General features: G+C 35.2%; 16 protein-coding genes. 8 read left to right on the top strand and 8 right to left on the bottom strand.

Annotation, left to right across the window (positions count from 1 at the left end; all coding sequences use genetic code 11):
* From ABYT26_RS15235 to ABYT26_RS15210, 6 genes are all read right to left on the bottom strand, one after another.
* The coding region (locus ABYT26_RS15235; RefSeq protein ID WP_372755430.1) for a DUF3592 domain-containing protein at nt 1-230 on the bottom strand (230 nt) is incomplete at its 3' end.
* Nucleotides 231-296: 66 nt separating this feature from the next.
* Nucleotides 297-533, bottom strand: coding sequence for a hypothetical protein (locus ABYT26_RS15230; protein WP_372755428.1), 237 nt, complete (start codon nt 531-533; stop codon nt 297-299).
* Nucleotides 534-688: 155 nt separating this feature from the next.
* Nucleotides 689-1399 carry an ankyrin repeat domain-containing protein gene (locus ABYT26_RS15225; protein ID WP_372755426.1) on the bottom strand — a complete coding sequence of 237 codons (711 nt, stop codon included), beginning with the start codon at nt 1397-1399 and terminating at the stop codon, nt 689-691.
* 126 nt (nt 1400-1525) lie between these two features.
* Nucleotides 1526-2770: an OmpA family protein gene (locus ABYT26_RS15220; RefSeq protein WP_372755424.1), complete on the bottom strand. Its 1245-nt coding sequence runs from the start codon at nt 2768-2770 to the stop codon at nt 1526-1528.
* A gap of 11 nt (nt 2771-2781) precedes the next feature.
* Entirely contained in the window at nt 2782-2979 is a 198-nt protein-coding gene (locus ABYT26_RS15215) for a response regulator transcription factor (protein ID WP_372755422.1), read from the bottom strand.
* Nucleotides 2980-3210: 231 nt separating this feature from the next.
* Complete coding sequence (locus tag ABYT26_RS15210) at nt 3211-5016, bottom strand: LuxR C-terminal-related transcriptional regulator (RefSeq protein ID WP_372755420.1); 1806 nt, start codon at nt 5014-5016, stop codon at nt 3211-3213.
* Nucleotides 5017-5359: 343 nt separating this feature from the next.
* Between ABYT26_RS15210 and ABYT26_RS15205 the strand changes: the two genes are divergently transcribed.
* The 3 genes from ABYT26_RS15205 (at nt 5360) to ABYT26_RS15195 (ending at nt 10865) form a co-directional block, all read left to right on the top strand.
* On the top strand, nt 5360-6568 hold the full coding sequence (locus ABYT26_RS15205; protein WP_372755418.1) for an exonuclease SbcCD subunit D C-terminal domain-containing protein: 1209 nt from the start codon (nt 5360-5362) through the stop codon (nt 6566-6568).
* 12 nt (nt 6569-6580) lie between these two features.
* Nucleotides 6581-10240, top strand: a complete 3660-nt coding sequence (locus ABYT26_RS15200; RefSeq protein WP_372755416.1) for an AAA family ATPase — start codon at nt 6581-6583, stop codon at nt 10238-10240.
* 244 nt (nt 10241-10484) lie between these two features.
* Nucleotides 10485-10865 carry a VOC family protein gene (locus ABYT26_RS15195; protein WP_372755414.1) on the top strand — a complete coding sequence of 127 codons (381 nt, stop codon included), beginning with the start codon at nt 10485-10487 and terminating at the stop codon, nt 10863-10865.
* 109 nt (nt 10866-10974) lie between these two features.
* On the opposite strand, the gene ABYT26_RS15190 is transcribed toward ABYT26_RS15195, so the two are convergent.
* Complete coding sequence (locus ABYT26_RS15190; RefSeq protein WP_372755412.1) at nt 10975-11418, bottom strand: hypothetical protein; 444 nt, start codon at nt 11416-11418, stop codon at nt 10975-10977.
* 147 nt (nt 11419-11565) lie between these two features.
* On the bottom strand, nt 11566-11751 hold the full coding sequence (locus ABYT26_RS15185; protein ID WP_372755410.1) for a hypothetical protein: 186 nt from the start codon (nt 11749-11751) through the stop codon (nt 11566-11568).
* Between the two features lie 337 nt (nt 11752-12088).
* Between ABYT26_RS15185 and ABYT26_RS15180 the strand changes: the two genes are divergently transcribed.
* The 5 genes from ABYT26_RS15180 to ABYT26_RS15160 all read left to right on the top strand — a co-directional run bounded on the left by ABYT26_RS15180 (nt 12089) and on the right by ABYT26_RS15160 (nt 19306).
* A complete protein-coding gene (locus ABYT26_RS15180) occupies nt 12089-13492 on the top strand; it encodes an FAD binding domain-containing protein (RefSeq protein WP_372755408.1) in 1404 nt (467 codons plus the stop codon).
* Nucleotides 13489-15756: a molybdopterin cofactor-binding domain-containing protein gene (locus tag ABYT26_RS15175; protein WP_372755406.1), complete on the top strand. Its 2268-nt coding sequence runs from the start codon at nt 13489-13491 to the stop codon at nt 15754-15756. The genes ABYT26_RS15180 and ABYT26_RS15175 overlap by 4 nt, the downstream gene beginning before the upstream one ends.
* An 89-nt stretch (nt 15757-15845) precedes the next feature.
* The gene (locus ABYT26_RS15170; RefSeq protein ID WP_372755404.1) at nt 15846-16796 is read left to right on the top strand and encodes an XdhC family protein; all 951 of its coding nucleotides are present in this window, start codon (nt 15846-15848) and stop codon (nt 16794-16796) included.
* A 93-nt stretch (nt 16797-16889) separates the two neighbouring features.
* On the top strand, nt 16890-17366 hold the full coding sequence (locus ABYT26_RS15165; protein ID WP_372755402.1) for a nucleoside deaminase: 477 nt from the start codon (nt 16890-16892) through the stop codon (nt 17364-17366).
* Between the two features lie 635 nt (nt 17367-18001).
* Nucleotides 18002-19306: a M20/M25/M40 family metallo-hydrolase gene (locus ABYT26_RS15160; RefSeq protein WP_372755400.1), complete on the top strand. Its 1305-nt coding sequence runs from the start codon at nt 18002-18004 to the stop codon at nt 19304-19306.
* Nucleotides 19307-19781: the final 475 nt, after the last annotated feature.

Raw genomic sequence — 19781 nt, 5'->3', positions numbered from 1 at the left:
TTGGTTCGCCCGTGTGTATGATTTTGATTAGTAGTTCGCTGTGGCTTTACTATGCCCAAAAGTACCGATAGTCCAACAAATAAGAACAGCAACGAAAATGCTGCCATAACAATATCTGTCCCAGGAATTCCAGGTTTCAGGGCAGCAGAATCCAACACTTCAGGATCGTAAAAAACATCGACAGTTTTTCCTATGGGGTATTCCGCAACAATTTCTTTTGCTTTATTCATACTACTTCCCGAATAAGCCCCACCAGTATTTACTTTAGATGAGTTGTAGTTTTTGCCGTCAATGGTTTAGCTGTAATTAATCTGGGCATCGTATTGGGAGTTGCTGTCTTTTATCCAACTGCTTATTTCCGATTGGGTGATGGTTCCTTGGGTTTTGGGCCAGCTTTTTGATTCGTATCCATATTTTAATGGAGGAAATCCAAAGAAATAAAACACAAGACCACCTGTTAGGGTAAAAATAAAGCCTAACATTTTACTATTATTTTTTGGCCTTCGCTCAGTTTGTGTTATTCTTTTGTCCATATCCGTGTATTTAAGTTTAAGTCCTTAACAATTCCAGTTAGTAGTATCAAAAAACGGATATTTTCTTCGAATAAGGGAGTTGTAAAGTTCTATAATCAACAGGCTTAAAAGGATAAGTAGTACAATTGCATAAATCATATCTGTACATTTTAAAGTTATTTTGCTCCGTTCGTTTTTAAAAGATTTATCATTTCGGGTTTTCCTTCAGCCACTGATAAAGGAGTTTGTTCGTAGGTGTTTCTTGCATTTACATCAGCACCGTGTTCTATTAACAATTTTGCTATTTCAAGCTTATTGTCACGGGCGGCAAAAATCAAGGGAGTGAAACCCTTCAAATCACCTGAAACCGGTGCATCGTCAACGTTAGCACCTTCGGCGAGCAGGAACTCAATTACTTTTTTATAGTCATTGTTGAATTCGAATCCGTAGTTTATTAAGGTCGCCAGGCAATCGAAGAATGCCCCCGAACCATCATTTTTCTTAACTTTTACATCAGCTCCTTTGTCAATAAGTAGGTTAAATATTTCTGGAGAACTTCCGGCAGCTTCAATAATAGCTGCATTTCCATCGTTTGCCTGAATATTTATGTTGGCACCTTTTGATATTAATAATTTTGCTGCATCACTGTAATTCTTGCGCGAACTGTACGAGCAAGCCCAGATTAAAGCGGTGTAGCCTTTGTCATCTTGTTGGTTTATATCTGCTCCGTTGGCAATTACTTGTTCAATTTCAGACACATCAGTTTTAAGGGTAACTTTGATAATTTCCGGAGTTTCGGTGGTGTTTTGTGCGATTAAGTTGTAATTAGATACAACTAAAATAACCATCGCAAAAAGAGTTGTAGTAATATTTTTATTGAATTTCATTTTGGTATGTATTGTGTTTGTTCTTATCTTCCTGCTTTCCCTCAAAAGAGCAGGAATGTTACTTTTTTTCTTCGCGCATTGCTCCGATATTCGATAGGCAGAGTTCAAGCTCACCTAAATTAGCATTCATTTTTTCACAAATTCCACCCTGCGATTATTAGCTTTTCCTTCAGGCGTGTCGTTAGTATCCATTGGAACTGTTTCTCCCATTCCTTTTGTACTCAATCTATCAGCCGAAATACCCAATCCTACCATGGTATTTTTAACTGTCTTTGCACGTTCGTCAGAAAGTTTTAAGTTGCTTGTATCATTGCCATCACTATCGGTATGTCCTTCTATTCCAAATTTAAGATCAGGATGATCCTGCATTAATTTTGTTATTTCATTAATAATCCCCATCGATTCTGGTTTAAGCGTTGCTTTGCCTGTATCGAAGCGTATGCCGTTGGCGATTATTTTTCCATCCTGTAATACTCGGTCATAAAATTTTACGCCGCCTTCAGCAATCCTTATGTTTTTAATGTAGTATAGATTTTCGTTATGGGCATGGTAACTATGCAATGAAAGCCCTTTGGGGTCGAAATCTAATCTTGGAATATTTATCATTCGGGTTTCGTCCATGTATCCTTTCAATTTTCCATTTGTATAGGCAATCGCTACATGTATCCATCTTCTTTTTTTTAGGCTCTTTTCATCAGGATGTCTGCTGGATGATGTGCCAAATTCCATCCGGTCATATTTAATATTGAAGCTTGTATAACCAGTAGGGCTGCCAGACTTCTGGTTTTTTCGGTCATATAAATAAGCGATAAAATTGTCAGTGCCACAGTACAAATCAAATTCAATGGTAAATACGTCGGGGAGGTAATCTTCTTTAGCATTTTTCATATATGGCATAACCGTTGGGGCTCCGTCACGAAACATTATTACAGTTTCGCTTCCAAATTCGGCGATTTCTGCATTTCCGCGCATTAAATCCCATCGTGAAGGAAACTCTCCATTTTCTTCACCCTCAAGGTTGTCCTCAAAAATTACCTTATCACCTGGAACAAAATCGTATTTTGCCCAATTAAGTGTTAGATCAGTCTCAGTATCATTTTCGACTTGATCAAGTACTTGTTGCTCTTGATTATTTTCCTTGGTCTGTTCTTCCTTCTTTTTGTTTTTTTTCTTCTTCTTGCCAAAAAGGTTGCCAATTCCTTTCTCGACTTTGTCTAGTCCCTTGTCTACACCTTTGTCAATTTTTTTGTTGACACGTGTGGTTCCTTCTTTTTCTGCTTCTTCTTTCGGATCAATAACCTCCTGTGCATTTACACAGAAACTAAGTAAGAAAATTGCAGTTGTAAGTAAACTGAATAATTTCGTTTTCATAATTTTCTATTTTAGTTTAATGCGCTAAATTTATTAATAGCTTCCACTCGATTTTGCACCTGGAGTTTTTTATAGATTCGTTTCAGGTGGTATTTTACGGTGTTCAATGATATGCTGGTTTTTTGTGATATTTTTTTATTTGAATAACCTGCCTTAATCATGAGCATTATTTCCGATTCTCGATCGGTTAAATTTTGTGAATTTTGCATACGTGGCGTTTAGAACTCTAAGTAAAATTACAACCTAAACAACATCCGATGTACTACCCCAAAGGGTAGTTTTACTTATTTGATGTGAGAATTTTTAATGTATTATAGGGTGGGGAAATGATTAATAAAGGACTTGGATAATTTCTATATTTTACGATTGTACTTTTAAGGAGGTGGCTATAAGAATCTGATGATTATACAAATATTAAATTTATCAGGGTGAATTTAACTCTAGCCTGCTATTTTTTGTAAAGCTTGCACACGGTTTCTAACATCGAGTTTTATAAAAATATTTTTGATGTGGAATTTGATGGTGTTTTTCGAGATGAAAAGTCTTTCAGCAATTTCTTTATTACCAATTCCAGTGGCAATTAATTCCATTATTTCGGCTTCCCGTTGTGTCAATCCATAGTTGTTTACAAGCATTCTTATCGGATTTTCATTTTCATGTTGGACTTTGTGTTTTTCTAGATGAAGCAGGTAGTTTCTTATTTCGAGTTTCATTTGTTCAATGTGGTGGTTTTTGTTACGGATGGTAAGAAAACTGATTGTTGTTCCCGCAACAGTTAATAAAAGCAAAGCCAGAAACAAAATCCATGTTTTACGTAGCCGTTCGGTTTTAATCTGGTTGTCTTTATCCAAAAGGTTTAGTTTGTATTGGATAATTCTTTGTTTTTTATCGTATTCGTGTTGCAAGTCGAGTCGGGTTACTTTACGCATAAAAGCTTTATTGTTTATGCTGTCGTTTAGTTTTATGTGTTCGGCAAGAAAAGGATAGGCTAGGTCTGCTCTTCCCATTTGGTAGTATATTTGGTTTAAAAGGAAGGCAGAAGAAAGTATGGTTTGTTGATTATTATTGTCTTTGGCCAAGCTGTGAGCTTTTTTTGCTGTACTCAGTGCTTTTTTATATTTATTTTGTTTTTCGAGTGCGGATGCCTGTGTAACCAAATAATCAGCTAGTTTTTTACTATTTTGTTCTTGGGCAATTAAAACTGCTTTTGTACTATAAAAAAATGCAGAATCGGCTTCCCCCATTTTTAAGAATGTTTCTCCTATTTTATTGTAGCTTAATGCAATTCCTTCACTATAATTCAATTTTTTAGAAAGACTTAAACTTTTTCGCATATAAGCTAAGGCTTTTGCATGTTGCCCCAAATTACTATATGACAATGCAGTATTATTGAGTGTCTTACTCGTTTCCCAAAGATTTTTCGTGGTTTTTATTATTTCAAGTTTTTTAAGATTGAATTCAAGTGATTTTTTGTAATCTTCCTGATAAAAATAGAGGTTGGCAATTGACCCAAAGGCAATGGCAAGTCCCGATGAATCATTTTTTTCTTCCCAAAGCCTAAATGCTTCGAAATAAGAATCTATTGCCTGGTTAAAAAGAAACATATCTTTAAAAAGATGTCCACGATCATTAATGGCGTTGGCCCACTGACTTGTATCTTTAACCGATTGTGCTGTATTGATAGCCTTAACAGATAGCCTTAGTGATTTTTCATAGTTTCCGGCCTTTCTTTCTAAATAAATTAATGCAGATAGTGCCGCTATCTTTTCCTTGTTATGTCGGCTTTGTTCGAAATAGTTTACACTTCGAGTTGCAAAAATTAGGGCTTCTTCTGCATTGTTTTTAAAATTGTAAAGAAAAGAAAGTCCATAGCAAGCTCTTGCCATTCCGGTAAAATCCTGAAGATCACTATAATCTTCTAAAGCTTTGTGAAAATAGAAGCTTGCACTGTCCATTGGATTGTATTTTGCCATAAAAGCTGCACCAAGGGCAAGATTTGCATCAGCAATTCCTTTTTTAAAGTTCTGCTTTTGCGAAAGATGCAATGCTTCGTATGCTATACTAATGGAATGTTCTGGATTTATTCTTGCTAACTGGTAGGCTTCATGCGTAAGCAAATTAATAGTATTAGTATCGTTTTGTGTGTGGTTGGTTCCGAAAAGATGAACCTGAAAAAAAAGCAAAACCACTATAAGAAAGCATTTCTTTCTAGAATTATTAGGTATGTGAGTTCCTTTTTTTTTCATGATACCTATTTGACAGAGGGGTACTTAAGTTAGTGAAAATTTGACTTTTTATCAATTTTCAAAATGCACAAGGAATATAGGTAGGATACAATAATCTTAGAAGTGAAAAAAGAGTTAGAAGTATCTCAAGATAAAGAAAGATAGGAGGAAGAAGCTATTTCTATCTGAATCAGTAGCTTTATTTTGTAAATGGAAAAATCCAAACCAAAGCTCCAAAGAGCAGTCTATAAAATGGAAGAATTAATGAATTTATAAATATATTTACGAGACTTTTAGGAGTACTAATCCTAGTTAAATACTGGGATTAGTACTCCTGTTTGGTATAGATTAAAGAAAATTAAGAATGAAAATACTACATACATCCGATTGGCATTTAGGACATCGTCTTCACGAACAATCGCAATACGAAGAACAATCGCAGTTTTTAGCTTGGTTAGAGGCGTACATTAAAAGCGAAGAGGTATCTGTTTTGTTAGTATCGGGTGATGTATTTGACAATGGAGTTCCTTCAACTCAAAGTCAGAAGATGTATTACGATTTTCTGATTCAATTGACTCATACATCTTGTAAGCACGTGATAATTACAGGAGGTAACCATGATGCTCCTGGAACCATAAATGCGCCCAAGGAGTTGCTGTCTGCCTTGCAAGTTCAGGTAGTGGGTAAAGTGACCGAAAATGTAGCCGATGAGGTGTTTAAGCTTTCGGTAGGCGAAGAGCAAGTTGTTGTAGCCGCTGTTCCCTATATGCGCGATCAGGATATTCGGCGAGCCGTTGCTGGAGAGTCTTTCGACGATATTGGAGATCGATATAAATTGGCTTTGGTGAATCATTATGCCGAAGTTGGAGCCTACTGTGAGAGCCTAAAATCGGAGTCAGAGCCAGTAATTGCGATGGGACATTTGTTTGCCATTGGTGGTTCTACATCGGAGAGTGAGCAGAGTATTTATGTGGGAAATCTGGGCGATATTGGAGCAGAAGATTTCCCAAAGATCTTCGATTACATTGCATTGGGGCATTTGCATCGTCCACAAAAAGCAGGTGGAAGCAATCACATTCGTTATTCGGGTTCTCCTACCATTTTAAGTTTTAGTGAAATTGGCTACGAGAAAAATGTGATTTTGATTGAGACTGCTAAGGAGAAGCCACTGAAAATAGAGAATGTTCTTGTGCCTAAGTTTCGGGAAATACTTCGGGTGAAGGGTTCGGTGGAGGAGTGCATTGCACATTTGCAACAGATTGATAAGGAAAGTCATTCATTAACACCCTGGGTGGAAGTGGTAATCGATAATCAGATGAATGCTAAAATTGAGAATCAGGAAATTAATAAGGCCGCAGAAGATTTGAATTTGGAAGTCTTGAAAATTAGCCTGAAAAATGAGAGAAACATACAAGGTCTGGAGGCTTTGCTTGAGAATTCAAAACAAATTAAAGAGTTGCAACCTATCGAGGTTTTTAAAATGAAATGCAGGGAACAGAATTTTGATATAACTGAAAATACTGAAATTTTTGATGCCTTTAATGAAGCCTTACAAATAGCCAGAGAGAATTAGACCGATTGCCCCATGAGAATTTTAAAAATAGAATTACAGAATATCAATTCCTTAAAATCGAAAACACCTATAGTTATTGATTTTGAGAATGACCTTTTTAAAGATGTTGGTTTGTATGCCATTACGGGTTCAACCGGAGCAGGCAAAACCACCATATTAGATGCCATCACCATTGCTTTGTATCACAGTGTTCCCCGCTTTAATGCTACATCGGCAAAAGCCAATTTGCTGGATGTGGTAAGTTATGGAGCTACTGAGGCTATGGCGCGAGTGAGTTTCGAAAGTCAGGAGAGGCGTTACGAAGCTCACTGGAGCATAAGACTGACTACCAAAGCTGGGAAAGCATTGACGAATCCGAAGGAAGAAGTTCGTTTGAAAGATCTATCGACAGGAAAAATTATTGCCGAGAAAAAAACGGAGGTAAAAACGGAAGTAGAGCGAGTAATTCAGTTGAACTACAATCAGTTTTTGCGATCAGTGCTGTTGGCGCAGGGTGAATTTGCTGCATTTTTATCGGCCAGTTCAGCGGAAAAGGGCAAGTTGCTTGAGCAGATTACTGGAGAAGATATCTATAAAAAGATTGGGGAAACCATTGGAGCCAGAATTGGTGAGGAAAGTAAAAAACTGGATAAGATCAGAGCCAAACTAAATGCGGAAGATTTGCTGAGCGATGAGTTGCGACAAGAGTTGAAAGCTGAACAAGAAGTATTGAAAAAAGATATCGGAAAGCTGGCTGCTGAATTGAAAGAGGTAGAGCTTATTTTAGCATGGCTGAAAAAGAAAGTAGAACTAGAGAAAGAACAAGGGAATTTAGAACGACAAATGCTTGCTTTAGAGGATGAAAAGCAGAAAAGTAAGTTGACGATTGAGGCGTTAAGCCTGCATGAAAAGGCCGAGCCTTATAAGGAATTGCTGGAGAGTATAAAACGCCTGGAGAAAGAACAAGAAACTTCTAAAATAAGGTTTCAGGAATTACAGGAAGTTTTAAAGAGTTTGACTGGGAAGATAAGTGAAGCTCAAAAACAGGAAGAGAAGTATAAACTGGCGCATCAGCAAAGCGAAAATAATTTTACCACCTGGTTGCCAAAATTAGAACAGGTAGCTAAGTATGATGCGGATTGTAAGAATGGCAAAGAGAAGAAATTGGCCACGCAAAAAGCTCTTGAGGAGTGTAAGCTACAAATTTCCAAATTACAAGATTTGTTCGAAGCTAAAAACAAAAATCGGGAAGCTAAAACGAAAGAATTGGCTAGCATTGATGCGTTTTTACTGAAGCATAAAGATTGTTTGCTTTTAGAACGGGAGATTGTCGAATGGCGTTCGCATTTGCTGATTCGCAAAAGAAATTTAGAACAGTTAAAGCTTGATGGTAAAGTTATTCATCAGAAGGAGAAGAGCAGGAAGGAAAGCCTGACTTTGCTGAAAGAAACTACAGTTTCGTATGAACGCAATCAGGTTCAATTGAATGGATTGAATGAAAGCTTGGAGAAAACAAGTCAGTTTCTTCGTACAAATTCTTTGGATGAGCTTTTGATAAAAAAAGAGCAGGTTGAAAAACAAAAGAGTAATTGGGAAGAGGGAGGAAGACTCGCGAAACAGACCCAGGAAATAGATGAACAAGAAAAGCTTTTACAAAAGGAGCAGAAGGAAAAGGATAAAGAAAAACAAGTCCTGTTGAAGCAAAATAAGGACTTGCAAGTCAAAAAAACGGCCGCCGAAACTGCTTTGAAAGATGCAGAACGAATTCTTGAATTGGAAAGAAAAATACACAGCTTCGAAGAGGAACGAAAGAAATTAGTAGAGGGGAGTCCCTGCCATTTGTGTGGTTCTACGAATCATCCTTATGTAACAAAGTACGAAAGTGTTAGCTTGTCTGAATCTAAAGTTGAGTTTGAGAAGCGCAAACAGTTTCTTGATCTTCTTTTAAAGGAAGAAAAGGAAATAGAGTTTAAGTTGGTTGCTATAGGTGCAAAAATGGAAACCAATGGCAGTCAGCTTAGAACTTTAGACGATCAGAAGAAAAAGGCACTTGAGAATTTTAGTCCACTGAACTTAGATTGCAAGATAGAAGAGCTTGATAGTATCCGCAAGAAATGGCTTGAGCTAAATAAGGCGGGTGAGGTATTGGCTAAGCAGATTATGGAGGGGCAAAGTTTGCAAAAGCTAAAGAACCAGCAGGATGAGGCTTGCAAAAAACAAATTGAGATTGTAAATAATTTAAAGACCAGGCAGGCTACATTGAAAGAGAAGCTGGAAAATCTAAGTCTCGAACTGAAGGGTAAAAATGCCGACATAAAGAGTCTTGGTGAGGAGACGAAGAAGCTGGAGACTCAGCTGAGTGAGGAATTGGCGCACTACAAACTTGTATTGCCAGCTGTAGAAGAAAGTGATGCTTTTGTGAAGGCCATTGAGTTGGAGATTACTAGTTATCAGAGCAAAATAAAGCAACAGGTAGAGGTGAAGAATTTGATTGCTCAATTGGCTAATGATATTAAAAATAATCGGGAACAATCTACCGAAAAACAAAAAAATCAAGCCGTACTTGAGAAGGAGTTAAAAGAAACGGAAGCTAAATTACAGGCTGTTTTAGTGGAAAGAAAGGCCATTCTACCTCTGGAGATTAGTATTGCAGAAAAGAGAGAACAGCTACAGAAAGCAAAGGAATCTTCTAAAAAAGGATTCGATCAAGCCACAAAAATTTTGCAAACAGTAAGGACCGAACAAGTTAGTAAAACAAAAGAGATTGAGAATCTGCAGAAAGAACAGGTAAAATCAGAAAGCAGCTTGAAGGAAGAAATTTTAAACTTCAATCAGGCAATTGAGGTTAGTGATTTTGAATCTCGAGCAGCAGTGGAGAAAGCTCTTTTGAGTTTGGAGGATAAAGCGCAGTTCATAAAAATTGCGAAAGGAATTGACGATAAGAGTTTAGAATTAAAAACCTTAGGAAATCGATTAAAAGGAGATTTTGAGAAGTTAGAGAAGGAGAAGAATTCGGATATTTCTGCTGATGAGGCGACTGAAAATCAAAAAAAAATTGAGTCGGAAAAGAATAAGTTGACCGAGCGAACTGGGGAAATCAGGCAGAAGTTCGAACTGGATAAGCAGATTAAGGATCGAAACCAAGCAGTGACTCTTGAAATTTCAAAACAGGAGCAAGTCCTTAAGAAATGGACCGATTTGATGAGCTTATTGGGCGGATCGAAACATGCGTTTAATACCTATGTGCAACGTTTAACGCTACATAATTTGATTCAGTTGGCGAATATGCATTTGTTCAAGCTAAACAAGCGTTATTCCCTCCGTTTAGATGCTACCTACAAGTCGGGCGAGGAGCTTTTTTTTAAGTTGATCGATCATTATCAGACTGATGAGGCGCGTTATGTAGATACTTCAAGTGGAGGCGAAAAATTCCTGATTAGTTTGGCTTTAGCTCTTGGCTTGTCGGATTTGGCCAGTAATAATGTGAGCATCGATTCCTTATTTATTGATGAGGGTTTTGGTACTTTGGACAGTCAGACTTTGGAGACGGTGATTTCAAGTTTAGAGACCCTGCAAGCTCAGGGCAAAATGATTGGAATTATTTCTCATGTTGAGAACCTAAAGGAACGGATTCCGGCACAAATAAAAGTGCTGAAAAAGAGCAATGGTGTGAGTGAGGTTGAGTTGGTGTAGAAATGAGTTTTATAGGTTTTTGTGGCCAATTGGGAAGATGTTTTATTATTAGTTAAGGCATTGTTAGGGGGGGAAATGTGTTGTGAGGGTTCCATAAAAAGAAAGAGGTTAGCAAAAAAACTATATTAAATAAATCTATTGAATAAGTTTGGGAGATAAAATTTGATCTTTGTTTCTCTTTTAAATATATTGAAGAGATAATAAAATTTTGACTTAGAGTGATTAATCTTGAGGATAAAGAAGTATGAAATACAAATTAGAACATGCCTGTATCAGAGTAATGGATTTAAATAAGTCCTTGGAATTTTACAAAAAAGCATTGTCTTTAGAAGAAGTAAGAAGGTTGGATTATCCTGATTACAAGTTTACTTTAGTGTATCTTAGTGATGAAAATAAAAATTTTGAAATAGAGCTAACTCATAATTATGATACCGAAAAACCTTATGAAATGGGAAATGGATTTAGTCATTTTGCGTTGATTGTGAGTGATTTGGAAGGGTCTCATAAGTTTCATAAAAATATGGGCATCGAAACAACAGACCTTAAGGGACTACCAGGAGAGAAAGTTAAATATTATTTTATTACAGATCCTGATGGATACAAAATGGAGATTATTAGAGGATAAAGAATATAACCTCAAAAAATTAGATTTCAATATTTGAGAATGGAGCTAGGCGTTTAACCTAAGCCCATTAACTTTATTTACACACTTTGCGGGACTGTGTCAAACTATATTATTTAGAGCATTGAACATTATATTTTGTAGAAGTTTTTAGAATAATCATGTTTATTATTGATAAAATAATTACTGCTATTGCTATATAAACCAAAGGCCATTTGGGTTGTACTCGTAAAAACAACTCTGCCAAGAGCGCTCCAATCATTGTGAGAAGCCCCATTAGATTTGAATAATTGGCAAATTTCTTGAAGTTTATTTTAACCTCACTTCCAATTTTACTTTCGAATAAAGAATAAATGGCAGTGCTCAAGTAAGCAATAACAATGCTTAGAATTACAAATCCTGTGAAAAGCCTAAAAAAAGTTGGGTTTATACCTAATGGTTGAGCCATTTCTATAAATGCATTTACTGATATTTCCCATCCAGCTAGTTTTGATATGGCAAATCGGCTCAAAACGGCACTCATTAATAGATTTGTTGTAAATAATACGAATTTCATAATTTTTGATTTAAATATTTAGAATGATTGATCCATATCTAAACAATCGTTTAGATATGAGATAAAAAATTTTATAAAGCTTTAGATGTCACCTCCATATAGTTTCCAATTTTTTTACTCTAGTTACAGCGGCTAAACCATGCTTTGCTATGAGTAAAAAGTTAGCTTGTTGCATAATGGTTTTTTTATTAATTCAATAATAAGAGATTTTGGATGATGCATAAACGAATTCATTTGTTCTTTAATAATTAGGTCGTAACCATCATAGTCTTTTAAGTTTTCCATAAAAAGACGATGTTTGTTTCCTAATCTGGAAAATTTATTGATACTCATTTTTTTAGGATTTGTATAGAAGTCGTTTGGTAGCCGTTTCGCCAAAATAGGTCCATTGCTTTATTTACTACTTCTTGTGAGTCATATTCTCTTAATTGTGTCATTATTTTTATTTGCACAACAAAACTAAGCAAACGTTTAGAAATAAAAAATATTTTAACTTTTTTTATCATTTTTAAATCAATTAGCTGAATAATAGTGAGAACATTGTTGTTTGGCTGGATTGGTAATATCAAATTTGTAAGATTATTTTCGTCTTAAATCGATAGCTTCACAAGTCTAGCTTTCTAGCGAGAAGGGTACTTGTTCTAAGTTTTTTGTAATTTGTATTCTACATATGCTTCAATTTATTCTAAACAATGAGCTTATAGAGACCGCTGTAAATGCTGGGCTTACGCTCCTGGATTTCATTCGAGAACACAAGCAATTAAAAGGAACAAAAATTGGTTGTAGGGAAGGAGATTGTGGTGCTTGTACGGTTTTAGTTGGAACCCTAGATAATGGCAAAGTCTCTTATCAAAATATTACTTCCTGTATTTCCCCTCTTGGGAATGCCCATGGCAAGCATATTGTAACGATCGAAGGTATTAATTTGTCCTCATCATTAAACACGATACAAAAGGCCATAACTGATCAAAATGCTACGCAATGTGGATTTTGCACACCAGGTTTTGTGGTTTCTATGACCAAGTTTGCATTGGAAAACAGGAGAGGGGTTTTGGGGTCTTGCAATGATGCTATAAGTGGAAATATTTGCAGGTGTACGGGTTATAAGTCGATTGAAAAAGCGGGCATAGTAATTGAAAAGAAATTGCAAAAAAGGGATAGTAATGATTCCATAGCCTGGTTGATCAAAGAGGGATTCATCCCGAATTATTTTCAGACCATTCCACAAAGATTAAAAGAGATAGAACCTAATATTATTTCTAGTAAAGGAAGAGTTGTCGCAAATGGAACGGATATTTATATTCATAATGCTGATGAGCTTGCCGAGGAACAAGTACAACTAGTTGCTGATTATGAATGGTTGAAAGGGATTCAATTTACAGATTCAAGGTGTGCAATAGGTGCTAACACAACAGTTACAGAACTATTAAAAAATGAGAAATTACATATCTTGTTTCCGAAATTAAAATCATTTCTTAAACTAGTTTCTTCTGCACCCATTCGTAATATGGGGACTTTGGGAGGAAATTTTATCAATGCTTCTCCGATTGGAGATATGACAATATTCTTTTTAGCCCTCAACTCAAGATTAACGATTCAAACTGAAACTAAATCTGAAAGACAAATAGATTTTTACGAGTTTTATAAAAGTTATAAAACGTATGATTTGCAAAAGGGAGAAATTTTAAAAAGCATATCCTTTGATATTCTTAAGTCTGGAGACTTTTATAATTTTGAAAAGGTAAGTAAACGAAAACATTTAGATATAGCAAGTGTAAATACAGCAGTAAAAATCACTCTGGAAAACGATGTGGTCAAAGCCGCACATTTTTCCATAGGCGGAGTTGCACCTATTCCAAAATACCTATTCGAAACCAGTCATTTCTTCATTGGAAAAACAATTAATTCGAAAATCATAAAGCAAGCAGTCGCCATTTTACAATCCGAGATTTCACCAATTAGTGATGCAAGAGGATCTTCTGAATATAAACGTTTATTAGCCCAGCAATTATTCTTCGCACATTTTATTGAATTGTTTCCGGCAAAGGTTCAACTTCAAAAACTAATCACATGAGTAAGACCATGAAAAATATTGACAGCTTTACTCATGTTCGAGGAGAATCAATTTTTGTGGATGATTTGATTACCAGACAAGATACTTTGATTGGCTTGGTATTCGATTCACCAAAAGCACACGGAAAAATAAAGGAGGTAAATTATTCCAAGGCAGAAAAAGTAAAAGGTGTTGTAAAAATATTTACTTACAAAGATATTTTGGGTGTAAATCAAATTGGTGAAATTCTTCCTGATGAACCATTATGGGCTGAGAACGAAGTTCATTATTGGGGACAGCCTATTGCATTTATTGTTGCCGAATCTGAGGCGATTGCCAAGAAGGCACGTTTGCTGATTGAAATAGAAATTGAAGAACTACCTGTAATTACAACGGCAATAAAAGCCAAAGAAAAAAAGAGTTTTATAAGTGCACCGATTTACTTTAAATTAGGAGATACAGCGGCAACTTTTTCTAATTGCGATCATGTAACTGAAGGTGAAACGTTTTCAAATGGTCAGGAACATCTTTACTTGGAAACACAAGGTTGTTATGCGGTTCCTCAAGAAAATGGAAGTATAAAAATTACATCATCTACGCAAGGCCCAGCACAAGTGCAAAAGGCTGCGGCTAGAGTTTTAGGGGTTGCAATGCATAAGATTGAAGTTGATGTCATCCGTCTGGGTGGAGGATTTGGCGGTAAGGAAGATCAAGCGACAGCTTGGGCTGTTATGGCTGCAGTTGCCGTACAATATTTAAATAAACCTATAAAATATATTCTCAATCGTTATGATGATCTGCGAATGACAGGAAAACGTCATCCATATTCTTCATTTTTTAAGATTGGATTAAATAAGGACCTAAAAATAATGGCCTTCGAAGCAGAATTTTTACAAAACTCTGGCGCGGCTGCGGATCTATCACCGGCTATTGCAGAGCGAACCTTATTTCATGCGACCAATAGCTATTTTATTCCTAATGTAAGTACAGTTGTATACAGTTGTAAGACAAATTTGCCTCCTAATACAGCCTTTAGAGGTTTTGGTGGACCACAGGGAATGTTTGTTATTGAATCGGCTATTGCCAAGATGGCTGAAGAAATGGGCATTGACAAAAGAAAAATTCAGGAAGCCAATTTGTTAGCGGAGAATGATGAATTTTCTTATGGTCAGATTGCAACGAAAGTGGAAGCTCAAAGTACTTGGTTCTCGGCAAAAGAAAAATTTGAGTTTGGTAAGCTAGAAAAGGAAATTTTTTCTTTCAACCGTAAGAATGCTCATTTTAAAAAAGGCATTTCTTTAATGCCTATTACCTTCGGTATTTCATTTACAAATACAATGATGAATCATGCACGAGCTCTGGTTCATATTTATCAGGATGGAAGTGTTGGTGTAAGTACAGGAGCGGTAGAAATGGGGCAGGGGGTGAACACAAAGATGTTGCAAGTTGCCCAAATCACTTTGGGTATCTCTGCAAACAAAGTAAAATTAGAAACGACAAATACCACACGTGTAGCTAACACTTCGCCTTCTGCTGCGAGTGTTACTGCTGATTTAAATGGGAAAGCTGTGGATATGGCTTGTGTTGCATTAATTGAAAGATTGAGAAAGGTAGCTGCTAAGATGGCGAGTGTTGATGAGTCTACTATTTTTTTTAAAGAAGATTATGTTTTTGTAAATGGAGAGAAATCAGAATTCACTTGGGAAACTATTGTTGCTCAGGCAATGGTAGAAAGAATTGTCCTATCCGAAAATGCACATTATGCAACTCCTATTGTTCATTTTGATAAAATAAAAGGAAAAGGACATCCTTTTGCCTATCATGTTTATGGTACTGCTATTACAGCTGTCACCCTTGATTGTGTGAGAGGAACCTATGAAATTGACTTCGTAAAAATTGTTCATGATTTTGGGAAAAGTATGAACATCGGTATAGATATAGGTCAGGTAGAAGGTGCGCTTGTGCAAGGAATTGGATGGATGACAACGGAAGAAATTGCATACAGTAGTGATGGGCGATTATTATCGAATGCATTGTCGACTTACAAAGTGCCAGATATATTTTCTGCTCCTAAAACAGTCGAAATAATACCTGCAGCAGTGGAAGGAAATAAAATGGCTATTCGTAAATCTAAAGCGGTTGGTGAACCTCCATTGATGTATGGAATTGGTGCATACTTTGCCATTCAACAAGCAGTAAAAGCATTTAATAAAAATTATAAACTAAAGTTTGATTCGCCATTTACACCAGGAAAGGTTTTAACGGGATTGTACGAAAAGAACTAATCATAAATTGGTGAAACTAGTTTTATTTTCTCTGCATTAAATGCTATTTATTATCTATTCAGTGAAGTTTATTTCAATTAATAAAACCTATGAAATTCTGGCAACATATTTTATCAAACTTAATAGATACCCATAATGTATATCTATTAACTGTTATAGATAATATTGGTAGTTCTCCTGGTAGAAAAGGTTTTAAAATGCTGGTGACTGAAGATGGTTTTATTTTTGGTTCTATTGGTGGAGGCCTCATGGAATTTTCATTGGTAGAAGAGGCCAAAAAATTATTACAAGATGGTGATTTGAAAATTTTTCTGAAAAAGCAATTACATCAAGGGCACAAAGAAAATGGTTCAGGAATGATTTGCTCTGGAGAACAGACTGTAGTCTTTCATCCTTTGGGCGCTCAACATATTTCAATGATTAAAGGTATCTTGGATTGTTTGCAAGCCAATAACAGAGGAGTATTTACGCTAACACCTACTTCAATTATTTTTTCTAATGAACAACTAAAGGGCCAATTCGAATCTAAGATAAATTCAGCTCAAGATTGGTTATATAAAGAATACATAGGGTTTAAAAATACATTGTACATTGTTGGCGGTGGACATGTAAGTTTAGCAGTTTCTGACTTGTTCGTTACTCTTGGCTTTCATGTTGTTGTTGTCGATAATCGAGAATATCTATCTACTCTTGATCTAAATAGGAGTGCACATCAGAAATTAGTAGTAGACTTCAACCTAATAACAAATTACATTTCAGAAGGTTCAGAGAGTTATGTTGTAATTATGACAAGCAATTATACCGATGATGAATTTGTACTGAGTAAATTGATTAGAAAAAGCTTTGCATACATAGGTATACTTGGAAGTACTTCAAAATTAAAAACAATTTGGAGAGCATTGCAAAAAAAAGGTGTCACTGCATCTGAATTAAACGTTGTGCATGCACCCATAGGACTTGCAATAAAGAGTCAAACACCTTATGAGATCGCTATAAGTATTGCTGCACAAATTATTATGATTAAAAATAGAAATCAATAATATTATTTTAGTACTTCATCTAAAAAAGATATATTACTGGTTGATTTTGATTCCTAGTATAATAGACATACTAAAAATGCTAAATTAATAGAAATGACAGAAGAGGACAAAAAATTTATGAGGCGCGCTATTAAACTTGCAGAAAATGGCATGGATTCTAATATAGGAGGTCCATTTGGGGCAGTGATTGTAAAAAATGGAGAAATTATAGCCGAAGGATGTAATAAGGTAACATCGCAAAATGATCCTACGGCTCATGCAGAAGTAGATGCTATTCGTACTGCATGTAAAAAGTTAAATACGTTTCAATTAGACGACTGCATAATTTATACTTCTTGCGAACCTTGTCCCATGTGTTTGGGGGCCATATATTGGGCTAGACCTAAAAAAGTTTTTTATGGCTGTACAAGGGAAGATGCTGCCGCTATTGAATTTGATGATCAATTAATTTACAATGAGATTGCATTAGAAATTTCTCATAGACAAATAAAGTTCACAAACGGATTGCGTGAAGAGGCATTAAAGGTCTTTCAAAAATGGAATTCAAAATCTAATAGAACAGAATATTAATTTTAAAAATTGAATCTGAAATATGGATTGAACATACACGGAAAACTTCCTTTTATTTTTATTGATTAGTTCTAAATTTGGTCTTGTTTTTCATAGTAATGGTTTTTTTGCTTAAAATCGCACCAAATACAATATGGCTATAAATTCAGATTATATCCGAAAAGATATAATTAAGTAAGATATTGTATATTTATGCCCGATAAGGTAGAACTGTATTAATAATGCACGTGCGTTACTACCCATTTTTATAAAAGAAAAAAGGAAGTTGTTAAATCTAACTCAATAAGATTTGGCTGATAAAGCTGAAGTGGGTATTCGGTTTATAGGCAATTTGGAACAGGGCAAACACATCTTAAGAATGGATAAAGTGAATCAGGTTTTAATTTTTTTTGATCATGAATTAGCTCCTCTATCTTTAACTAAAAATAGCTAAGCCATGACTAATACAAAATAATTTTTTTTCTAATCTTGAAAGGACCATCCCATTTTGCCTCACAATGATTACAATGAGTTTTCTTCCTATAAAATGAAAAAAATCATTTAACGGTGGTTCATTGAACAATTCTATCACTATGAGAGTGATAGATTATTTAAAATAACAAGTTCATTTTTTTAGATTCTCAAAATATCTCTTTATGATTACCAATTCTGTATCAGATAATTATTCCCATTACCTAAGTTTTTTACGACAATTGGTGAATTTACCTTCTGTTTTTACTAAGCCTGAAAGTGTAAAAACTGCACTTTTGTTTTGCAAAGGAATATTTGAGAAAAATCTCGATGAGTATTCTGTGTTTTTTGATAAAGAAAATAATTTAATAGCGCTTCCTAAAAATATTAATCTACAAGAAAACATTACTTATCTTAGTGCTCATATCGATACTGTAGATGCCAATATTTCGGACTGGGATACGCCATTTCACCCCTGGAAATTATATGAGGATGAAAAAGAAATAGTTGCCAGAGGTGTGAGTGATTGTAAGGCAGGAGTTGCTTATCAGCTTTTCTTGAGCTTTCTGCTTAAAAATGATTTGCTTAAGCTCGAAAATGTGGGTTTCATGATTACTTTTAAGGAGGAAGGATCTGGTAAAAAAACTTCCGTTGAAATGGCTAAAAATATGGGCAAAGAATTGCCTGTCAGTCAAAAATCAAACTATTTATTTGTCTTAGAAAATACGGTGCAAGTTGCAGACAAGTCGACACTTTGCATTTATACATCTGAACGAGGAAACTATGTCATAAAAATTACTGATGATATTCTCAAACTGCAACAATATGTTAAAAAATTAACGAATTGGAATCCGGTATGTATTTTGCCCAAAGGTAAAACTGATACTATTGATTGGTTGATTAAAAGGCAAAATGGCGGACACGCTTGTTCTGTGAAGAGAAGCGATAATTTGCTTACACAGGTTATATTAGAAGCTCAAGCAAATTCTCTTATTCAGGCAGGAGAGGTGCAAAATTTTGCCACAATCCCAACAAACATAAGGGTATCATCTGCTAATAATTCGAAAAAACATATTTTAATACTCAGTAATAGATCATTTGATTCCCTTTCCGAAATTCACAATCAGCTGAAAGATATTGAATACGAGCAAGTAAAGGATTTTGCCATTTCAGAAGGACTTAATATAGAGGAGAAATTTTTAAAGAACAATATTTCTTCGATCATTAATAATTATGAAGATGACAATTTAAATCTTGAATATACTTATAATATTGGAGCGTCTGATGCCAGTATTATTTACAACTCTCTAGACAAAAGTTATCGCAAAAACTTTTACCCTATTGTTTTAGGGCCGGGCACAAGATCTCAAAGAAAGTTAAATCCACAAAGATTAACTCACGGAAAAAATGAGACATTCGATAAAGAAACGGGAAAGCAGGTTATAATTTTCATTTCAGAACTTTTAAAGAAATTAAACCATATTCAGTAAACAGCCTTCTACTATATCGGTTTTTAAGAATCGTTTCCCGGGAAAGAAAAGAGAGTTTATTTTCGTAGAAATAGAGTTTCCTTCCTGATTTATCACAAGCAATTTTTCCATTTTGAACAAAAACCCCTCGAAAACAAGGGGCTTTGTATGTGCTGATTGTCAGCAATAAATGCATTTTTGTGTGGGGAATTGTGTTTTTTTTTTATTTGCCGATACAGAAAGTACAAGTGTAAACAAACTAGTTTTTTGTAAAAAATCGAAACGTATGGAAGATGAAAAATCAATGTAATTGTCTAATCTACAGCATTTTAAGCTTATTTGTTGTTTGTTTCGATTTAGGAGTGCTATTTTACCATGTTCGATGTGCTAAAGTTAAGTAAATTGCATCAAAAAGACAAAGTTGCTATTATGAATTTTAATGGATTATTGGTTCATAAGCAGAGCAAATATTTGCATTGTATTTTCTGCTTTCATA

The sequence above is a fragment of the Labilibaculum sp. genome, assembly GCF_041595635.1.
Classification (GTDB): Bacteria; Bacteroidota; Bacteroidia; order Bacteroidales; family Marinifilaceae; genus Labilibaculum.
The sequence above is the reverse complement of the archived record's forward strand: the minus strand, read 5'-3'. Positions and strand labels throughout refer to the sequence as shown.